Consider the following 20,825-nt stretch of genomic DNA (forward strand, 5'->3'; position numbering starts at 1 on the left):
TAAACAAGATTTTCAAATTGCAAACTTCTTTGACTAAAAAAACATTCTTTTTTTTATACTTTTGATAAAATAAAGAAAAACAAGCCCATGAACAGTATTCAAAACTACATATTAGAGCACAAAAATAGATTTTTAGACGAACTCATCGAGCTCCTTAAAATTCCATCTATTAGTGCAGACTCCGCATACAAAACCGATGTATTAAAAACAGCCGATGCTGTAAAACTAAGATTAGAACAAGCAGGATGCGATAACGTAGAAATTTGCGAGACAGATGGCTACCCTATTGTTTACGGACAAAAAATAATAGATAAAAACCTGCCAACTGTACTTGTTTATGGGCATTACGATGTACAACCGCCAGATCCAATAAATCTTTGGGATTCACCTCCATTTGAACCCGTTATTAAAAAAACAGAAAAACACCCCGACGGTGCTATTTTTGCACGTGGTGCTTGCGACGATAAAGGCCAAATGTACATGCATGTAAAAGCTATGGAATTTATGACTTCCACTAACCAACTGCCATGCAACGTAAAATTCATGATAGAAGGCGAAGAAGAAGTTGGCAGCGCTAACCTAGCCACCTTTGTAAAAAACAACCACAATAAACTTAAAAACGACGTTATTCTAATTTCCGACACCGGAATGATTGCTAACGATGTGCCATCAATAACCACAGGTTTACGCGGCTTAAGTTATGTAGAAGTCGAAGTTACGGGTCCGAATCGCGATTTACACTCCGGACTTTACGGTGGCGCGGTCGCCAACCCAATCAATATTTTAACAAAAATGATTGCCTCACTTCACGACGAAGACAATCACATCACCATTCCTGGTTTTTACGATAACGTAGAAGATCTCTCAACAGAAGAGCGCGCCCAAATGGCAAAAGCACCTTTCAGTTTAGAAAATTACAAAAAAGCATTAGACATCAACGCTGTTTATGGCGAAACAGGTTACACCACAAACGAGCGCAACGCTATACGCCCAACACTAGATGTTAACGGTATCTGGGGTGGCTACACTGGTGAAGGCGCAAAAACTGTAATAGCCAGTAAAGCTTACGCCAAAATATCTATGCGCTTAGTACCAAACCAAGATTGGGAAAACATCACACAACTTTTCAAAACTCATTTCGAGAGTATTGCACCCCAAGGCGTAACCGTAAAAGTAACACCACATCACGGTGGCCAAGGCTACGTAACACCAATAGATAGCATAGGTTACAAAGCCGCAAGCCATGCCTACCAAGACACTTTTGGCAAAGCGCCAATACCACAACGTAGCGGCGGTAGCATACCAATTGTTGCACTATTCGAACAAGAATTAAAAAGTAAAACCATACTCATGGGCTTTGGTTTAGACAGCGATGCCATACACTCACCAAACGAACATTTCGGAGTTTGGAACTACTTAAAAGGCATAGAAACCATTCCGTTATTCTATAAATATTTCACCGAGTTTTCAAAATAAATAATTTGGGCGTTACCACAACCTCGCTTTTAAGGGCGAGGTTATGGTCGGGCTTTATTCGTACATTCTTATTTTAAATTAAAGAAGTCATGAATATAAATATTTCGGCAGTCGCTTTTTTGCACACCAAGTTCAGTTCTATTTATTTTTCACAAAGGTCAAACCAAGTTTCATCTTAATTAAGACAATATAAGCTCGTGCAAAAAGAGCTTCAACAAAGCCTCAATCCCTAACGTGCACCAATCCTGCACAATTAGTAATCCAAACAAAGTAAGTAGCATATTTGCAACACACACAAATGAAAAACCAACACAACAATCATTTATTTCTACTCGCTTTAGCCACATTACTTATTAGCACATCTGGCACATTAGGTAAATTTATAGACTTGCCGACACCCGTAATTATATGGGGACGCAGCGCGATAGCCGCAGTATTTCTATTCGCGTTATGTTGGTATAAAAAATTCAGCATCAAAATAAAATCAAAAAAAGATGCCCCTACCATAATTTTAGGCGCTTCACTTTTAGCACTGCATTGGGTAACCTACTTTTATGCATTAAAATTATCTAACGTTGCCATAGGCATGCTTGCCATGTTTACATTTCCGGTAATAACCGCATTACTCGAACCTTTTTTTACTAAATCGAAATTAAACCCAATACACATACTATTAGGTTTCATGGTTTTACTAGGCGTCTATATATTAGCGCCAGATTTAAACCTAGAAAATACGCACCTAAAAGGAATTCTTTACGGTATATTTTCAGCCTTATGCTACGCTTTAAGAAACCTTATTTTAAAAGGCCATGTAGATAATTATAACGGGACCGTACTTATGACGCAGCAAGCCATAATAGTTGCCATAATACTTATTCCTGTTATGTTCACCATGGATATTAGTAATTTGCAAACCCAATTCCCCTATCTTATTATTTTAGGTTTAGTAACTACAGCCATTGGTCATTCGTTATTTATTGGTAGCTTAAAACATTTTTCAGTAAGTACCGCAAGTATCATTGGTAGCGCACAACCTATATGTGGTATTATAATCGCATTTTTCTTTTTAAACGAAATACCTACCATAAATACTTTTATAGGTGGCGCCTTAATTTTGGCTACGGTTGTTATCGAAAGTATTCGATCTAGAAAGGCTAATTCTTAATAAAATAGCACACTTTATCAGTCCATAGTGCTTGTTTTCTTAAAAATTGTATTTTTGGTGTTCATCACTTTTAAACAAAGTGTCTCTTTACAGCTCTCAATGCACGATTATAGCAAAACCGAATTACTCAACTTTAAAAACCTAAAATCGGGTAACGAGAAGGCTTTTGAGTATTTCTTTAATAAATATTATAGTCATATTTTAGGGTTTTGCATTCAATTTATTTACGATAAACCCCAATCTTCGGGCATAACTCAAGATGCCTTTTTAAACCTATGGCTCAATAAAGGTAAAATTGAAAAAGTTAGTGGCGTAGAGTCTTTTTTATATACCTATGCCAAATCTAAATGCTTAAACGCTATTAGACACAACCAGGTTAAAGAACGATATAAGAGTAAAACATTAAATGAAAAAGAACGAGAATTAGATTTCGATATTTTAAATTCTATGAGTTTCGACACCTTAGCTTTATCGGAATTAGAAGACTTAATCTCAAAATCTATTGAAAACCTACCTGAAAAAACAAAAGTGATATTCTTAAAAAAACGCTTCGAAAACAAAAAAAACCAAGATATAGCCAACGAATTAGATGTTACCGTAAAAACTGTTGAAGCTCACATGACCAAAGCTTTGAAAATTTTAAGATTAAATTTATCCGATTACCTTCCTCTAGTTCTTATTACGCTTATCCTATCTAAACACTAAACAAAACTAGTATTCCGCTTTAAGCGACATCACATTTACTTCCTTTTAAAGCATCAAATATTTATCTGTCTACCATCCAGTAAAGTCAATAATTATTATACTTTTGCAATTATTTTTAATAAGTCTAAATAAGAATAATTTTATTTTTTAGGGTTTTTAAATATTGGCGTGTACTCATTATTGTAGTACCAACTAAAAAAACCAAATAAAATTAGCACATCATGATTTCGAATTTAATAACTAAATATTTAAATGGCAATGCCACTGAAAAAGAAGTTGAATTAATTTTTGAGTGGATTGATGCGTCCGAAGCTAACAAAAAGGAATTTATAGCCTTAAAAAAAGCATGGGCATTAACCGAAGTTTCCAATACAGACAAAGACTTAGCATGGAAAGCGCTTCAAAATAAAATACCCAAAGCAAAACCTACTAAATATAAAGTATGGATTAAGTATGCTGCCGTTTTAGTTCTATTCATAGCTATCGGTAGATTGGTATGGATTAACACTAACCAAACCCCAGAACCAAACAACACTATTGTTTTAGAAATTGAAGGCAGCAGTATTAAACTAGACTCCTTGATCCAACATGTTACAGACCAATCGGGAGAAGTTATTGCTGAACAAAATAATAACGAAATTATATATAAAACATCAAAAACATCAGCTCCTATCGAGTATCACACTTTAAATATTCCGTTAGGCAAAACATTTAAAGTCACATTATCCGATGGCACAAAAGTGTACTTAAACTCCGGAACTACCTTTAAATACCCAAAACAATTTAGCAACAACAGTAACCGCTTAGTGTATTTAACTGGTGAAGCTTTTTTTGAAGTTAAAGAAGACAAGGCAAATCCTTTTATAGTTAACATAAACGATATAGCAGTAAAAGTTTTAGGTACGAAATTTAATGTAAATGCTTATCCAGAAAACTCAACAACCTCATGTGTTTTAGTAGAAGGATCGGTTCAAGTTTACAATCTAAACAACAGCAATAACAACGCCTTAATAACACCTAACCATAAAGCAACATGGAACCCTGCATCTAAGGTTTTTAACTTAAAACAAGTAAACACACATTTGTATACCGCCTGGATACATGGAGAAATTATTCTTGATTCAGCACATTTTAGCTCTTTTTCCAAAAAGTTAGAACGCTCTTTTAATGTAAAAATAATTAATAACAACAGCTTACTAGAAGCTCAAGAATTTAGTGGAACAATAAACTTCAAAACATCGAGCCTAGCCGACATATTGGATTTACTAAAGTTCGATACATATTTTGATTACAGCATAGAAGACAACCAAATAATAATTAGCAACAATTAATAGATGAAGCATTTTTTGAACCAACATGTAAAAGTACTAATTCTCGCCTTTGGAATTATTTTGCTTTGCAACAGTGCTAACGCACAATCTAATACCATTTCAATTAACGCCACAGAGCAACCTTTTGGATCGGTTTTAAAATTAATAGAGCAACAATCTACATACCGCTCTATTTATAATGCAAACAAAATAGACCTCAACAAAAAGGTAAGCCTAAATGTGAGCAACGTAAGTCTAGAAATAGCATTAAACAAATTGCTAGAAAACACAGAACTCACCTACGTTATAAAAAACAACCAAATACTTCTGGTTGAAAAACAAATAACTTACACTCCTACCGTCACTAAAAACACAGAGCAAAGGTTAATATCTGGAGTTGTTTATACTAGCCCCGACAACCTTCCCTTACCTGGTGCTACAGTATTAATAAAAGGCACCAAACGAGGTGCTATAACCAATTTTAATGGTGAGTTCACTTATCGATTACAAGGCAACAACCTCAACAGCATAGAACTTGAGGCACATTATTTAGGCATGCAAACCATTACTCAGGTCGTTGGAGATAAATCTAAATTTGCGTTTTACTTAAAGGAAGCTGCTGATGAACTCGACCAGGTGGTTATTACATCATCTTACGGAACAAAAACACTTAGAGAAGAAATTGTTGGAAGTATAGAAACGCTTAATGCTAAAAATATTGCGGTAGATCAGGCTTCGGAAAGTATTGATAAAATGGTAGACGGGCAAATAGCCGGTGTTTATATTGAAAATACATCTGGAATAGGCGGGCCGGTAAGTATCAACATTCGCGGACAAGGTAGTTTAACACCTTTAAACGGTGCTGTATACGGAACATCAACACAACCGCTTATTATTATTGATGGTGTTATTATGGCCGAAGAAATGGCTATAGACAACAACTTTTTTGATGCTAACGGAAGTTCTTCCGAAGATTTATCGAATCCATTATCCCAAATTTCTCCCGAAAACATTGAAAGTTTCACGGTTCTAAAAGATGCCGCTGCCGTTAGTATTTATGGTGCCGATGCCGCCAATGGTGTTATTTTAATTACCACAAAAAAAGGAAAAAAAGGCTCAGCTAAATTTGGGTTTTCATCACAATTAGGAATTTCATCTGCAATTAATCAAATTGAATATTTAAGTGGCTCTCAATACCACGAACTGAGAAATGAATACTTAAAAAACACAACCATTGGATACACACCAACACCTTACAACGGCGTAGACACCGATTGGTTTAACTTACTAAATGGCACAGGCGTTTATAATAAATATAACTTTAGCGTATCTGGAGCTTCGGAAGCCTTTTCATACCGTACGAGTTTAACCTATAAAAAAATAGACGAACCTCAAAAAGGGAATACTAATGAACAACTAAACGCGAGTATTAACTTAGGGTATCGTCATAAAAAATTAGACATCAATTTATCTTTAAGTCCGAGCTACGTTGCAAAAGATGCCCCTAATATTTATTACAGCTATGCTTTCGCACCAACCCTATCGCCTTATAACGAAGACGGATCATATGCTGACGTTGGTGTTACCGGCTTAGGAAACCCATTGGCAGCCATTGATCAAAACAAAAACACTTCTAATAGTTACGGTATGCTAGGAAGCTTACAAGCTACTTATCATATTACAAAAGACTTAAACATATCGTCTCTTTTTGGTCTTTCTTACAGAGATAAGGAACAAGACCGTTATTTTTCTGGAGAAAATGAAAGCGGTCAATTTAATGGTAGTTTTATACTAAATGGCACATCGTACCCTAATTATGGTCGTCGCTTAATAAACAACAGACACACCAATAAATGGAACTGGCAAACACGAGCGCTTTATAACAAACAAATAACCGAAAACAGCGCTTTCGATGGTATTTTTGGTGTTGAACTTACAGAAGAAAATGTCGACCTCGATTATGCTTCTGGTCGTGGCTTTGTAAACCCCAATATTATAAACGGCGTTACCGATGCGGTTCAAGATGATGATCCCTCAACGACTGACGATGAATCTACAGGCAACCAAACCTATAGTTCGGATATTAGCAATAACTCTAAAGTATCACTCTTTTCACAACTTAATTACAATTACAAAAAACGCTACTTTATTCTCGCAAATTTTAGGCGAGACCAAAGTTCTGTTTTTGGAGACGATACTAATGTGGCCTACACAGGAGGTGCTGGTGTAAGTTGGATTTTATCTAACGAGAATTTTTTAAACACCAATAATTGGGTAGATTTATTAAAACTTAAATTAAGCTACGGAACTACAGGAAACTCTAGAATAGGCTCTTACCGTTCTAAAGGCTTATACACCATTGATGATAATGGCTATAACAATTTAAACATCGCCTACCCATCTGCAGCTCCTAACGGCGAACTGAGTTGGGAAAAGAACAAAAAATTTAATGCAGGCTTAAATTTTAACTTTTTAAACACGGTTAGCGTTACGCTTGAATATTATTACGACGATATTAAAGACCTTATTACAAGTAGAAACATACCTTCTGAAACAGGCTATAGCTCCATCCAAATTAACGCTGCAAGCATGTACAATAAAGGGCTAGAACTATCAACAAGTTTTAAATGGTTTCAAAACGAAAATTTTAAATGGACCACTTCATTCAACATTTCTACACTACAAAGTGAAGTTACAGAGCTTAAAGGTTTAGGAAGTGAGTTTTCAACTTCAGAAATTGCATTGGCACAAAAAGTAGGCTATAGTACTTCTACTATTTGGGGTATTAAATGGGCAGGTATCGATCCTGCTACAGGGCGTGATTTACTTAAAAAAGATGGCGAAATTTACGACGCCGTAACTTACAATAGCTTATTTAACAGTGCCGATTGGGTTCCTATTGGAGATTATCAGCCCGACGCATACGGTGGTTTCAACAACACATTTACCTTCAATAATAACTTAAGTTTATCTATTCGAGGAAGCTTTCAAATAGGAGGTGATTATTTAGCAGAAGATGAACTTATTGCCAAATACAATATTACTTCAAACAGAAACCTATCGGTTAACGCTTATGATTACTGGAGAAACCAAGGCGATGTTGCTCTAAACCCAATTGTAACCAGTAACAACCCAACCATTTCTAATTACGATAAGTACCTATACGACGCTACGTCTTTAAGAATAAGTAACGTGAATTTAAACTATAGCTTTCCGCAAAATAGCGTTAGTTTTTTAGATGCATTATCTATCTATACCGATGTATCTAATGTACTTTATTGGTATAAGGAAAAAAGCCTGAATGGCAGAAACGGTATTAGTGAATTTAGATTTAGCTACCCACAAGCCAGAACAATTTCAATAGGATTAAACGCAAAATTTTAAGGTGATGATACAAACAAAACAACTCAAGCAATTTTCCAAACACACCCTAATAGCTTTGCTACTAACTTGCTTTAATTGCAGTAGCTTTTTAGAACAAGAACCAGGGTCTCAAACATCTATCACAGAATTATTAGACACTACAGATGGTGTGGTAACCGCACTAAATGGTGCTTATCATGATTTAGAAGCCAACGTGAGAGGCGAGCGCTATGCCACTTACGCCGATATGCAAGCTGGCAATATCACCTTTACACCAACAGAAACGGGTAATAATACGGGGCAAATTACGGTACCTTTTAATATAGAAAACGTTTACAACTTTACAGATTTAGCAGATGACAGTAATTTAGACGGGTTTTATGATGACAGCTACGATATTATAAATCAAACAAATCTTATTCTAGAATATGTGGATGCACTAACAGATTCTAATGAGAATATAAAAAATCAAATAAGAGCCGAAGCCTTAACCATTAGAGCTTATGTTCACTTTATATTATCGCAAGTATATGCGCAAAATTATGGTTTTACTGCAGATGCTAGTCATTTAGGACTTGTATACAGCAAAACAACCTTAACCAACGGCATTACGTACCCATCTAGAGAAACCTTAGCAACAACCTACGATTTAATTATTGACGATTTAACTTCGGCAATAAACAACTACTCCAACACCTTACTTTTAGATGGCCCAACGTATTCTTATTTTAATAAAATAAGCACTCAAGCTTTACTTGCTCGAGTTTACGTTTCTAAATACGATTGGCAAAATGCTTACGATTTGGCAAATGAAGTGATTCTGAATTCTGGAAAAACACTAACACCTTCGGAAGATTATATAGCAGAATGGAAAAAAACAGACTTACCAATTTCTGAAGTATTGCTAGAATTTTCAATTCCGCGGGATACTGGCGGTACAGTTGGTGGCTCACTATCGAGTTCTTATGGTTTTACCTCAACAGCAGATTATGCAGACTACGTCGCTTCGGAAGATTTACTAAACCTTTTTGAAACTAACGATTTGCGAGGACAACTTTTTCTTGAAACCAATTTACCAACCTTAATTGATGGTGAATTAGAAGATCGCCCCTATTATTTCACCAAAAAATTTCAAGATAACCCAGGCTTTGTAGCCATCAGATTAAGTGAAATGTATTTAATAAGAGCCGAAGCATCATTAGGACTTGAAAACCTAGAAGATTGTAAAGACGACATCAATATATTAAGAAACCGAGCAAATGCCACACTATTAACGGAGACCACCAATTTAGAGGATGCACTTTTATTAGAACGCCGAAAAGAAATGTGTTTTGAAGCTCAATATTTATTCGATTTAGCGAGATTTCAAAAAAATATTGTAAGAGGTGCAGACTGCGTATCGCAAACATGCAATTTAAATTATCCTTCAGGAAAATATATACTTCCAATTCCAGATAGCAACATCGAACTTAACTCTAATTTACAGCAAAATGACACATACTAAAACCATATTAGCCATAGCAACCGTTTTTACCATGATGTTTTCATGCTCTAAAAATGATGATAACACAGTCGATAACGTGCCTAGTTATGTTCGGTTTAATTTTTTAACAAACAGTAATAACGAACCATTAGAATACCCACAAGTAAGCAGTGCTATTATACCAAGCGTTAGCTATACAAACACAAGTGTTAATACTTTAAAAGTACCTGTAACTCTAACATCTTACACCTTAGAAAACGAAGTAACTGTAAATTACAGCGTTGCATCTTCCTCTAATGAAGACTTGTTTACTATCAGTCCGGTAAACCAAGTTTCGTTTCAAAACAATCAATTAACAGATACTATTTATATCAACTTTAATAAACGATGGTCTAGTGAAGAAAGCATCATTTTAAACCTAGAATCGGTATCAGACACTTCGATAAATTTAGGTAACTTAAATTCAAACGAAACTAATACAGAATTCACTATTAATTTAGAACCTATTACAACCACCTATACATTTCTAGAAAACAGAATTGAAATTACAGGTGCAGCAGGTGAACAAATAGACTTTACCGTAAATTTCCCTAACGGATATCTTCCTTCGGAAATTGAAACCTCAAATATTTTTAAATTTTTAAACGGCTTCGATTATAGCATTGAGCCATTAGATATAGGAGAAAACACTTCGACTATAAACTACAGAATTACTTTAAATGAATCTATTGAAAATGATGATGTATTATACCAAACCATTATTACACTTATAGATAGCGAAAACTACACAACCACCGGAAATAGTACACTACAAATTGTAAAGCCTATTAAGTCTGATCGTGATGTTACTGTTAATATAGCAGCGAATTTCTACAATTTATCAGATTCATTTTATCGCACCTACATAGAGCATTGGAACGATTTTAATGAAGATGGCGAATGCGTTTGGCAATCTACTTTTGCTTTCACCTACCCTATTGTTGTAGAATCTACAAACCCTAACGCTGTACTTTATAGTGATAATGGTACCGCCGATCCGCTAGACGACATTTACCATCATGCCTTTCAAATTGGTTTCGATAGCCCTATTGCAACCACCACTACAAATGCATTCAACTTAAAAAGATACTTTAGTAACGAGAGCACAAGTAGAGCAAACTCTCCTGGATTTAATACCACACCTGCTATAGAGTTTTTCCCAGAAAACGGAACAAGCACAACTAACGGTTCTATTTTAATAATCCCTCAATTTTTAACCATTTCTAACAAAAGTGACGAAAGTTTTTCTTTTGCTATTTCAGGTGAAGGTACTTACGAAGAAGTAAGCCCAGGTATTTTCGAACTTAAATTTCAACTAAACCTGACTAACGACGCCATTTTCGGAGGTACAATCACTTCAGAATACCGCTTATACAACACTAGCAGTTATACCGACCCCGAAGATTTAACCACTAACAACTGCATTACAGAATACATACTAGAATAACCATGAGAAACAACCTAATTTTACCCTTATTTATTTGTGTTTTTATATGTTCATGCAAAACAGAACATAAAAACGAATACACCAATATTGCAGACTTAAAAGCAATTTACTCTAGTGGAGATATTACTAAATGGCCTGCGCCAGATTTAGATAGTACAGTAAACAAAGAAACTTTTAAAGATATTGGCGCTTTACCCAAATTACAACATCCAGAATACAACCCGTTTAGTCAAGAAAAATCTAAACTCGGTAAAACACTCTTTTTCGACCCAAGACTATCTGTTAGCGGACAAATAGCATGTGCGTCTTGCCATAACCCAGAATTAGCATGGACGGATAATTCCACGCGTTCTTTTGGTCACGATCGTCAAACTGGAGCGCGAAATTCTATGACTATTTTAAATTCTGGTTTTGCGCACAGCCTCTTTTGGGATGGTCGCGCTTCTAGCTTAGAAGACCAAGCCAGGTTTCCTATTGGAGATCCTTTAGAGATGAACGAAAAACTCAATATTGCCGTTGATAAAATAGCCGAAATAGAAGGTTACAAACCCTTGTTTGAAGCAGCCTTTGGAAATGACACCATTTCATTAGAACGTATTCAATTTGCCATAGCAACCTTTGAACGTACCGTAAACAGTTACAAAACAAGGTTCGATAAGTTTGTTGAAGGCGATTCTACAAAACTTAACAATCAAGAGGTGTTAGGACTGCATGTATTCCGTACAAAAGGAAGATGTATCAATTGCCACAACACACCTTACTTCTCTGACAACCAATTTCATAACGACGGACAAACCTTGTTTGGAACAAAAGATGAAGATTTTGGTCGCTACAACGTTACCAAAAACATGGATGATATTGGAAAAATTAGAACTCCAACATTAAGAGAAGTTGCCAGAACTGGCCCTTGGATGCATAATGGACACTTCCCTAGTTTATTAGATGTTGTTCAATTTTACAACCTTGGCAACCCTGCAGTTGTTCAGAAAAAATACTTAGGTAAAGGGCGCGACTCTTTAATACCTACAAACTCGCCGATCTTAAAAAAATTAGATCTAGAAAAAAATGAAATTGAAGCCTTAATCGCTTTCATGGAAACCTTGTCTTCTAGCCGAGGTAGAACATTAATACCACAACTTCCTCAATAAATTTTTATTAACTCAAAATTTTAAATTATGAAAAAACAATTACTCTCACTTGTCGTCATTTTAGGCGCCTTAATTTCAAATGCCCAAGTAACATTAGTTAAAGAAATTAACGACGCGGGATCTTCTAATTCTAGCCCTACAAACCTTACTGTGCATAATGGCCAAATATTTTTTGCAGCCGATGATTCCAACGGTTCAAACACACCAGGTGGTGCTGATTTAGGAAAAGAACTTTGGGTTACCGATGGTACCAGCACAGGAACCTCTTTTGTTAAAGACATAAAAACTGGCTCATCTGGATCTAACCCTTTCAACCTCTTTTCTTTTAATAACAAATTTTATTTCACAGCTTTCGATACAAGTTCAGAATTATGGACATCTGATGGTACTGAAGCAGGAACTACTAAAGTAGATATCATGCCTTCCATTACAGGCGAAGCACCACAACGTTTCGTTGAACTCGATGGTTTAGCATATTTTACAGTAGGTGGCCAACCCGGAAGTACCTCAGCCGAAACCGCTAATAAATTAGTGCAATGGGATGGTATAAATGATGCCGTACAAGTTGCAGATGTTGGTTCGGGTTTCGAATCGATTTTACAAAGCATGATTGTATTTAACAATCAAATTTTCATGTACATGAATTACTCTACAGATGATGCTACGGTTGGAAATGAACTATATGCATATAACCCCACGGCAGATACTTTTTCGCTAATTAAAGATATCGATACCGGAACAGGAGACTCAAGTATTAGCAACTTTACTATATTGGGCAGTACACTATATTTTGAAGCAGATAACGCACTATGGAAAACCGATGGAACCACAGCTGGAACTCTTGCTGTAGCATCTGCATCTACTCTTGCTGGTATTGCAAATTTATACGCTTGGAATAATCTATTGTTTTTTGAAGGAGATGATGCCTCAAACGGCGACCAACTTTATGTTTACAATCCAACTTTAGATACAGTAACAAACATTAGCAACATATCAGGGAGTAACAATGACCATAACCCTAGTGATTTTGCAGCATACATTAGATACAGTAACAAACATTAGCAACATATCAGGGAGTAACAATGACCATAACCCTAGTGATTTTGCAGCATACAACGGTTATTTATATTACAGCGGGTCGAGTTCTACTAGTTCAAACAAATATTTATTTAGAACTGATGGTGTAACCGTATCGCAAATAGACGCTACCATTAAAGATATAGATGAAATAACGTTGCTAGGAGATGTTCTCTATTTTGAAGGTGATAATGGAACTACAGGAAATGAACTTTACAGTTTAGATCCTTCAACACTATCTGTGGCTAATGCTAAAGCAGAAATAATTAGCCTCTACCCAAACCCTACTTCAGATTACGTTATGGTACCATCAAGTTTAGTAAATACAAATTATACTATTCATGATATTACAGGAAAACAGGTCGCTCAAGGACTTATTTCTTCAGAAAAAATTGAATTGAATTTAAAAAGCGGCATGTATTTATTAAATATAAAAACAGACCTAAGTAGCATTACAAAAAAGGTTGTGGTAAAGTAATTAATAGCAAATTATCTATTCCATACTTTGAAAGCCTCGTTAATTCGAGGCTTTTTTTTATACAATTTTGTAACAAAACACCTGCTTTAACGTTCTAATAGTCAATCAATCAAAAATCAATCACATTATGCTAAAGCAATTCTTCATCATTTGCTCTGGCGCCGACACCGATATTCTAGAGCAATGCTCTAAGGGTGAACAAAATAAATATGCGGGCATTGGCGCAACCGTTTTTTTTACTGCACTCATGGCTTTTATAGCCGCCAGTTATGCACTCTACACTGTTTTCGACAATTACTACGCTGCCATTGGCTTCGGTTTTATTTGGGGATTACTTATTTTTAATTTAGACCGTTACATAGTTTCTACAATCAAGAAAACCGGTCGCTTTTTAGACGAGTTACTCCAAGCTACACCAAGAATTATGCTTGCTGTAATTATAGCCATTGTCATTTCTAAGCCTTTAGAATTAAAGATTTTTGAAAAAGAAATTAATCAGGTTTTATTAGAACAGAAAAACGATTTAACCTTAGCCAATCAAAATCAAATATTAGCACAATTTAATCCAGAAATAACTGCTCTAGAAACAGACATAACAACTCTAGAAAGCAAGGTTATCAATAAAGAAGTTGAGGTTAATGCGCTTTACAATACTTACATCTCAGAGGCCGAAGGCACAGCAGGAACTAATCACTTAGGCAAAGGCCCTGTTTATAAAGAAAAAAGAGAAAAGCACGATGCTTTACTTGCCGAACTTCAGCAATTAAAATTAGAAAATAAAGAGAAAAAAGCAGATTTAGAGCAACAGATTGCTACACTAAAAACAAATTACCAATTACAGGTTGACACTACGCAACCTGTAATTAATAATTTTGATGGATTAATGGCGCGTGTAAACGCTCTAGGCACCCTATCATGGATGCCATCCTTTTTTATATTCTTGTTATTTTTAGCTATTGAAACTTCACCCATTTTCGCGAAACTATTATCGCCAAAAGGGCCTTACGATTTTAAATTAGAAGATTTAGAAATGGCTATTAAAACCCATGTTCTTCAAAATAAAAATCAACGAGAAGCCTTACTAAAAACAGATAACGCCATTAACGACCGTGTATATGCCGATTTAAAAACCGAAGATGAACTTTATACCTATAAACGCAAAAAAACTAGAGAGCTTATGCAATTACAAGCCGATGCTTTTTTCAAACATCAAAAGAACATTTTATAGTTTGTGGCCTAATACAAGACATTATGCAGCCGCATTGGATTTAAAATGATTGTATAAATCTTTACTACCAAAACCAATAATAGCCATACTTTTATTTTTGGCTACGGCTTCGTTATGTAATTCTGTTAAAGCTTTTACACCGTGACGATCCATACTTTTAACATCTTCTATACTGATGGTAAGTGTACTTAAACGGTTAAAAATATCTTGAAATTCATTTTTAAATACAGATAAACTCTTTTTATTTAGTTCACCTTTAATTTTGAAAAAGTTGTTGCAGTTTGTAATACGTAATTCCATAATAAGTTAATTTTTTAGTTAGACAATAAATCTGAGGAAAACATAATCAATTGATTATGAGTTAAAAGTATATTATTAAAGAGTTACTCGAAGAATTTTTTCGATTAAAAGAATTCATCCTTGGACGAAAAATAATTACGTGTCAATTTAACCGATGAACAACCTACTTAAAACATCATTCTAAAACAAAAACATCCAAATACAGCAAGAACTCGAACCTCTTGTTAGTACTTTAACTAAATTTCATTATCATAAACCCATTTTCCATTCCCGTTTTAATTTCGGCATAGATTTGGTATCAAAATTTTTATATAAATTGCAACATGAAAAAACTCGTTCTACTCATCTGTCTTATTTCAGCTTTTAATAGCTATTCACAAAACGAAGAAAAAGATATAAAAGCCATTAATAAAGTTTTAAAAGCACAGCGTATTGCTTGGTCTAAGCATGACTTAGATGGCTATATGGAAGGCTACTGGAAAAGCGATTCTCTAAAATTTTACGGTAAAAACGGCATCACTTACGGTTGGGAAGACACTTTTGATCGTTACGAAAAAAGCTATCCAACCAAAGATCATACGGGGACTTTAAGCTTTAAAATAAACGACATCACTAAAATAAGTGCAGATGCTTATTATGTACTTGGTGAGTTTCACTTAAAGCGAGAAGTTGGCAATGCAGACGGTATTTTCATGCTTATTTTCAAGCGCATCAATGGCGAGTGGAAAATTGTTGCAGACACCTCGTGCTAAACTTGCCAAAACAGCAAAGTATCACCTTACTTATTACAAATATTCTTCTATAATACTAATAAGTGCATTTGCATCTTGCGTTCCGGTATGGCGCCATTTCATTTCTCCATCTTTATAAACAATTAAAGTTGGCAGGCCTTTTACGCGTAACGCCTCTGTTAATTCTTGGTTTTTTTCGACATCAATTTTTATCACCTTAGCTTTATCGCCCAAGGCAGCTGCTACATCGTGTAAAACGTCGTGCATCGCTTTAGATGGCTCACTCTCCTCTGCAAAAAAATCTAGCAGTACAGGTATATTAACATCGATAAGTTCCCCAAATTTTGACATATTATAAAGTTTTTTTGTCTATTTAATAGTTTTCTAATTGGATAGAAAATCGTGATTAAAAATTCTATTTGATTATTATAAATATAAACAATTTAAGATAAACAGCAACAACAAAGGCTGTTTAAACCGGTTCGGCACCTTTCTTAAGTTCTATTACCGTTATTTCTGGCCAAATACCAATACGTCCCGGGAAAGCTAAATAACCAAAACCACGGTTTACGTTTATATACTGTCCCATTTCTTTGTAAATACCGGCCCAATATTTATAGCGCCATTTTACCGGACTCCATTTAAACCAACCCGGAATTTCAATTCCAAATTGCATACCGTGTGTGTGTCCGCTTAGCGTTAAATGATAATGATAATCATCGTCAATCACCTTTTTCTCCCAGTGTGATGGATCGTGACTCATTAAAATTTTAAAATCGTTTTTATCAATAGTAGCGGCTGCTTTGTGCAAATCGCCTGCAGTTTTAAAACCACCAGCACCCCAGTTTTCAACACCCACTAAAGCAATACGTTCACCATTTTTTTCAAGATATTTACTTTCGTTCAGTAAAAGGTTAAACCCTATTTCTTTTTGTAAAGCCTTTAAATCTTCAAGGTTTTGGTGTTTCGCTTCATCCGATTCCCAATTAACATAATCGCCATAATCGTGATTCCCTAATACAGAGTACAAGCCATCTTTAGCTTTCAATTTATCAAAAACCGTTTTGTAAGGCACCAATTCTTCAGCTTTATTATTGACAATATCACCAGTAAATAAAATCACATCACTATCCTGTTCGTTAATCAAATCTACAGCATATTTCACCTTTTCCATATTATCGAAACTTCCAGAATGGATATCACTAATCTGCGTTAGTTTATAACCATCAAAAGCAGCTGGTAAATCTTCAAAATGTAATGTATATTTTAAAACTTTATAATTATACCGTCCTTTATAAATACCGTAAATTATAGAAGCCAAGGGAATGGCAGCTACGCCTAAAGCAACTTTACTTATAAACTGGCGACGCGATGCAAAGTAGTTTCCTTTTGCAGCTTCGCCTACCGTAAAATAACGATAAATAGCTTGTGGCACTCGAAAAACATCTTCAAAAAACACACCTAAAACCAGCACCATTTTTGGCACTAAAAGCGCTATAAAAAGTCCAACCGCATACGAGTGCGCATGTGTAAGGCCATTACGACGACTAAAGCCATAAAATTGAAACACAAAATTGCCAATAATTAATACCGTAATTACCCAATATAGTAGATGTATCCAGTTGTTTTTAACCACCGTTTTAAAGGCCTGAAAGGCGTAATAATCGGCAATAAGGAAAACAGCTAAAAATATAATCCAACGTAGCATATGCTCTTTTTTCATCAAAGATAATGGTATTACCAATTAATGCTTGCCATAGCAAATGGTTTTAACGAATTGTTAAGAGTCTTCATTTAAAACAAACCACCAATATTTTATTGACAAAATGCGACGTTATTATCTAGAGTTTCAAAATAATTCTTGAAGTTTTAATTAAAATGAAAACGAGAATTTTCGACTAAAACATTTTAATGCGTTTAGAGTATTCAAACTTTAAATTATAACCATAACTTTTTGTAGTTTTGAAATTCTATCAAAATTTATAAAATGTCCGATAACAAACGCGTATTTCTAGTTGATGCTTTTGCATTAATTTTCCGTGGCTACTATGCCTTTATAAAGAACCCAAGAATAAACTCTAAAGGCACTGATACCTCAGCTATTTTAGGATTTATGAACTCACTTTTAGACGTTATTAAACGTGAGCGACCAGACCATTTAGCCGTTTGTTTCGATAAAGGTGGTAGTGCAGACCGCGTAGAAATGTTCGAGGCTTACAAAGCCAATAGAGATGAAACTCCAGAAGCCATAAAAATTGCCGTACCTATTATCCAAGAGATTTTAAAAGCCATGCACATCCCAATTATGGTGAAAGCAGGTTTCGAGGCCGATGATGTTATTGGTACCCTAGCTAAACAAGCCGAAAAAGAAGGTTACCAAACTTTTATGGTAACTCCAGATAAAGATTTTGCGCAATTGGTTAGCGAAAATATATTTATGTATCGTCCTGTTTTTGGTGGCGGATACGAAACTTGGGGCATACCCGAAGTACAGAAAAAGTTTGAAGTTACCGACCCCTTACAAGTTATCGATTTTCTTGGTATGATGGGTGATGCCAGTGATAATATTCCAGGATTACCAGGCGTTGGCGAAAAAACAGCTAAAAAATTCTTGGCCGCTTATGGGTCTATGGAAAACCTTTTTGAACATACCCACGAGCTAAAAGGTAAAATGAAGGAGAAAATTGAAGCCAATAAAGAACTCGGTTTACTTTCTAAAAAATTAGCAACCATTATGCTGGATGTTCCGGTGGAATTTAATGCGAAAGATTTCGAATTAGATCAACCCGATATCCCGAAAGTTACAGAAATTTTCGAAGAGTTGGAGTTTAGACGCCTTATCGATAATTTCACCAAAACCTTTGCCGTTAAAACGGAAGATGCTTCTACCGAAACGGCAACTAAATCAACCGAAAACAAAGCCACACCAAAAGAAGAAGCTTCGGCTGGTGCAGGTCAATTTTCGCTATTTGGTGGCGATCCGGCAAACGTAACCGAAGTCGTTACCGAGCATACCCGAAAAACAGCCGAAAACACCTCGCATTTTTACCAAAGTGTGGCCGAAGGTATGGGCACAAAATTGTTTCTCAAAAATTTAATGAGTCAAACATCGGTGTGTTTTGATACCGAAACCACAGGCTTAAACCCGCTAACCGCAGAACTGGTTGGTATTTCATTTTCATGGGAAACAGGAAAAGGATTCTATTTACCATTTCCGGAAGATAAAACCGAAGCCCAAGCCCTTATCGAGCAGGTGCGTCCGTTTTTTGAAAGCGAAAGCATCGAGAAAATTGGTCAGAATTTAAAATACGACATTAAAGTTCTTGCAAAATATAATATTGAAGTCCGCGGTAAACTTTTTGATACCATGCTGGCCCATTATCTTATTAATCCAGATATGCGCCACAATATGGATATCTTGGCCGAAACCTATTTAAACTACACGCCAATTTCCATTACCGAGCTTATTGGTAAAAAAGGAAAAAACCAATTATCTATGCGCGATGTGCCTCTGGAAAAACAAACGGAATACGCTGTTGAAGATGCCGATATTACCCTGCAACTCAAAGAACATTTTACAAACGAACTCGGCGAAGCCAATACTCAAAAATTATTCGATGAGATTGAAATCCCGTTACTTCGTGTGCTTGCCGCAATGGAATTAGAAGGGATTAATCTTGATAAAGATTTCCTTAATTCTTTAGCCGAAGCTTTAAATAACGATATTGAAACTTTAGAAAAAAGCATTTACGAAGCCGCTGGCGAAGAGTTTAATATTGCCTCGCCAAAACAATTAGGTATCGTGCTTTTTGAAAAACTAAAACTGGTAGATAAACCTAAAAAAACCAAAACAGGACAGTATGCTACAGGCGAAGATATTTTATCTTACCTCGCTAAAGATCATGCTATAATTCAAAATATTCTAGATTATCGTGGTTTAGCAAAACTGAAAAGTACTTACGTCGATGCCTTACCGCTACAAGTAGAACCATCTACAGGCCGTGTACATACCGATTACATGCAAACCGTTGCCGCTACAGGCCGTTTAAGTAGTAACAATCCCAACTTACAGAATATACCAATCCGTACCGAGCGTGGTCGCCAAGTGCGTAAAGCCTTTGTGCCAAGAAGTGAAGAGTACACGCTATTAGCTGCCGATTACAGCCAAATAGAATTACGTATTATTGCCGCTTTAAGTGAAGAAGAAACCATGATTTCTGCCTTTAAAAACGGTGAAGATATTCACGCCTCTACCGCATCGAAAGTATTTAATGTGCCTTTAGATGAAGTAACACGCGAGCAACGTAGCAACGCTAAAACCGTAAACTTCGGGATTATCTATGGCGTGTCTGCCTTTGGGTTAAGCAACCAAACCGATTTATCGCGAGGGGAAGCTAAAGAACTTATTGACACCTATTATGAAACTTACCCAAAACTACGTGCATACATGAGCGAGCAAGTCGATTTTGCACGCGATAATGGTTATGTACAAACCGTTTTAGGGCGTCGTCGTTATTTAAAAGATATTAATTCTAGAAATGGCGTAGTACGTGGTGCCGCAGAACGTAATGCCGTAAACGCGCCTATACAAGGTTCTGCTGCCGATATTATTAAAATTGCCATGATTAATATTTTTAATAAACTTAATGCTGGCGATTTTAAAACCAAAATGCTCCTACAGGTACATGATGAATTGGTTTTCGATGTGTACAAACCAGAACTTGAAAGCATTAAAACCTTAGTAAAAACCGAAATGGAAAATGCTTACACATTAGAAGTGCCACTAGATGTTGAAATTGATACTGGGTTGAACTGGTTGGAGGCGCATTAATTATTAATTTATTTTAGTCGAAATGAGGAAAACCGTAAAATAAA

The 20,825-nt window shown here is 35.6% G+C and carries 16 protein-coding genes; 13 read left to right on the forward strand and 3 right to left on the reverse strand.

Annotation, left to right across the window (positions count from 1 at the left end; all coding sequences use genetic code 11):
• Positions 1–87: 87 nt before the first annotated feature.
• From DFQ06_RS09000 to DFQ06_RS09050, 11 genes are all read left to right on the forward strand, one after another.
• Positions 88–1,476, forward strand: coding sequence for a dipeptidase (locus tag DFQ06_RS09000; protein ID WP_133967327.1), 1,389 nt, complete (start codon positions 88–90; stop codon positions 1,474–1,476).
• A gap of 298 nt (positions 1,477–1,774) precedes the next feature.
• Positions 1,775–2,641 (forward strand): DMT family transporter, encoded by an 867-nt coding sequence (locus DFQ06_RS09005; RefSeq protein WP_133967329.1) that lies wholly within the window; start codon positions 1,775–1,777, stop codon positions 2,639–2,641.
• Between the two features lie 57 nt (positions 2,642–2,698).
• Positions 2,699–3,346 carry an RNA polymerase sigma-70 factor gene (locus DFQ06_RS09010; protein ID WP_235833532.1) on the forward strand — a complete coding sequence of 216 codons (648 nt, stop codon included), beginning with the start codon at positions 2,699–2,701 and terminating at the stop codon, positions 3,344–3,346.
• A gap of 221 nt (positions 3,347–3,567) precedes the next feature.
• Entirely contained in the window at positions 3,568–4,677 is a 1,110-nt protein-coding gene (locus DFQ06_RS09015) for a FecR domain-containing protein (protein ID WP_133967331.1), read from the forward strand.
• Positions 4,678–4,680: 3 nt separating this feature from the next.
• On the forward strand, positions 4,681–8,040 hold the full coding sequence (locus tag DFQ06_RS09020; RefSeq protein ID WP_133967333.1) for a SusC/RagA family TonB-linked outer membrane protein: 3,360 nt from the start codon (positions 4,681–4,683) through the stop codon (positions 8,038–8,040).
• 4 nt (positions 8,041–8,044) lie between these two features.
• On the forward strand, positions 8,045–9,523 hold the full coding sequence (locus tag DFQ06_RS09025) for a RagB/SusD family nutrient uptake outer membrane protein (protein WP_133967335.1): 1,479 nt from the start codon (positions 8,045–8,047) through the stop codon (positions 9,521–9,523).
• Positions 9,510–10,988 carry a hypothetical protein gene (locus tag DFQ06_RS09030; protein WP_133967337.1) on the forward strand — a complete coding sequence of 493 codons (1,479 nt, stop codon included), beginning with the start codon at positions 9,510–9,512 and terminating at the stop codon, positions 10,986–10,988. The genes DFQ06_RS09025 and DFQ06_RS09030 overlap by 14 nt, the downstream gene beginning before the upstream one ends.
• Before the next feature lie 2 nt (positions 10,989–10,990).
• Positions 10,991–12,136 carry a cytochrome-c peroxidase gene (locus DFQ06_RS09035; RefSeq protein WP_133967339.1) on the forward strand — a complete coding sequence of 382 codons (1,146 nt, stop codon included), beginning with the start codon at positions 10,991–10,993 and terminating at the stop codon, positions 12,134–12,136.
• A 27-nt stretch (positions 12,137–12,163) separates the two neighbouring features.
• The gene (locus DFQ06_RS09040; protein WP_133967341.1) at positions 12,164–13,198 is read left to right on the forward strand and encodes a hypothetical protein; all 1,035 of its coding nucleotides are present in this window, start codon (positions 12,164–12,166) and stop codon (positions 13,196–13,198) included.
• On the forward strand, positions 13,164–13,691 hold the full coding sequence (locus tag DFQ06_RS09045; protein ID WP_159140055.1) for a T9SS type A sorting domain-containing protein: 528 nt from the start codon (positions 13,164–13,166) through the stop codon (positions 13,689–13,691). Before DFQ06_RS09040 ends, DFQ06_RS09045 begins: the two co-directional genes overlap by 35 nt.
• A gap of 127 nt (positions 13,692–13,818) precedes the next feature.
• Positions 13,819–14,919, forward strand: a complete 1,101-nt coding sequence (locus DFQ06_RS09050; RefSeq protein ID WP_133967345.1) for a DUF4407 domain-containing protein — start codon at positions 13,819–13,821, stop codon at positions 14,917–14,919.
• A gap of 21 nt (positions 14,920–14,940) precedes the next feature.
• Here DFQ06_RS09050 and DFQ06_RS09055 read toward each other — a convergent pair whose 3' ends face one another.
• Positions 14,941–15,219: a hypothetical protein gene (locus DFQ06_RS09055; protein ID WP_042502581.1), complete on the reverse strand. Its 279-nt coding sequence runs from the start codon at positions 15,217–15,219 to the stop codon at positions 14,941–14,943.
• Between the two features lie 323 nt (positions 15,220–15,542).
• Here DFQ06_RS09055 and DFQ06_RS09060 point away from each other — a divergent pair, with 323 nt between their 5' ends.
• Positions 15,543–15,971: a YybH family protein gene (locus DFQ06_RS09060; protein WP_042496588.1), complete on the forward strand. Its 429-nt coding sequence runs from the start codon at positions 15,543–15,545 to the stop codon at positions 15,969–15,971.
• 33 nt (positions 15,972–16,004) lie between these two features.
• Here DFQ06_RS09060 and DFQ06_RS09065 read toward each other — a convergent pair whose 3' ends face one another.
• The gene (locus DFQ06_RS09065) at positions 16,005–16,301 is read right to left on the reverse strand and encodes a thioredoxin family protein (protein ID WP_042496585.1); all 297 of its coding nucleotides are present in this window, start codon (positions 16,299–16,301) and stop codon (positions 16,005–16,007) included.
• 121 nt (positions 16,302–16,422) lie between these two features.
• Positions 16,423–17,658 carry a metallophosphoesterase gene (locus tag DFQ06_RS09070; protein ID WP_133967992.1) on the reverse strand — a complete coding sequence of 412 codons (1,236 nt, stop codon included), beginning with the start codon at positions 17,656–17,658 and terminating at the stop codon, positions 16,423–16,425.
• A 279-nt stretch (positions 17,659–17,937) separates the two neighbouring features.
• On the opposite strand from DFQ06_RS09070, the gene polA reads away from it, so the two are divergent.
• Positions 17,938–20,781 carry a DNA polymerase I gene (gene polA / locus DFQ06_RS09075; protein WP_133967347.1) on the forward strand — a complete coding sequence of 948 codons (2,844 nt, stop codon included), beginning with the start codon at positions 17,938–17,940 and terminating at the stop codon, positions 20,779–20,781.
• Positions 20,782–20,825: the final 44 nt, after the last annotated feature.

It is taken from the genome of Algibacter lectus (assembly GCF_004368925.1).
In the GTDB taxonomy this organism is placed as follows: Bacteria; Bacteroidota; Bacteroidia; order Flavobacteriales; family Flavobacteriaceae; genus Algibacter; species Algibacter lectus.

Excerpts from the sequence above, each read along its gene's own strand:
- DFQ06_RS09000 (WP_133967327.1), top strand. The coding sequence starts at position 88 with ATGAACAGTATTCAAAACTACATATTAGAGCACAAAAATAGATTTTTA.
- DFQ06_RS09005 (WP_133967329.1), top strand. The coding sequence starts at position 1,775 with ATGAAAAACCAACACAACAATCATTTATTTCTACTCGCTTTAGCCACA.
- DFQ06_RS09015 (WP_133967331.1), top strand. The coding sequence starts at position 3,568 with ATGATTTCGAATTTAATAACTAAATATTTAAATGGCAATGCCACTGAA.
- DFQ06_RS09020 (WP_133967333.1), top strand. The coding sequence starts at position 4,681 with ATGAAGCATTTTTTGAACCAACATGTAAAAGTACTAATTCTCGCCTTT.
- DFQ06_RS09025 (WP_133967335.1), top strand. The coding sequence starts at position 8,045 with ATGATACAAACAAAACAACTCAAGCAATTTTCCAAACACACCCTAATA.
- DFQ06_RS09030 (WP_133967337.1), top strand. The coding sequence starts at position 9,510 with ATGACACATACTAAAACCATATTAGCCATAGCAACCGTTTTTACCATG.
- DFQ06_RS09035 (WP_133967339.1), top strand. The coding sequence starts at position 10,991 with ATGAGAAACAACCTAATTTTACCCTTATTTATTTGTGTTTTTATATGT.
- DFQ06_RS09040 (WP_133967341.1), top strand. The coding sequence starts at position 12,164 with ATGAAAAAACAATTACTCTCACTTGTCGTCATTTTAGGCGCCTTAATT.
- DFQ06_RS09050 (WP_133967345.1), top strand. The coding sequence starts at position 13,819 with ATGCTAAAGCAATTCTTCATCATTTGCTCTGGCGCCGACACCGATATT.
- DFQ06_RS09055 (WP_042502581.1), bottom strand. The coding sequence starts at position 15,219 with ATGGAATTACGTATTACAAACTGCAACAACTTTTTCAAAATTAAAGGT.
- DFQ06_RS09060 (WP_042496588.1), top strand. The coding sequence starts at position 15,543 with ATGAAAAAACTCGTTCTACTCATCTGTCTTATTTCAGCTTTTAATAGC.
- DFQ06_RS09065 (WP_042496585.1), bottom strand. The coding sequence starts at position 16,301 with ATGTCAAAATTTGGGGAACTTATCGATGTTAATATACCTGTACTGCTA.
- DFQ06_RS09070 (WP_133967992.1), bottom strand. The coding sequence starts at position 17,658 with ATGCTACGTTGGATTATATTTTTAGCTGTTTTCCTTATTGCCGATTAT.
- polA (WP_133967347.1), top strand. The coding sequence starts at position 17,938 with ATGTCCGATAACAAACGCGTATTTCTAGTTGATGCTTTTGCATTAATT.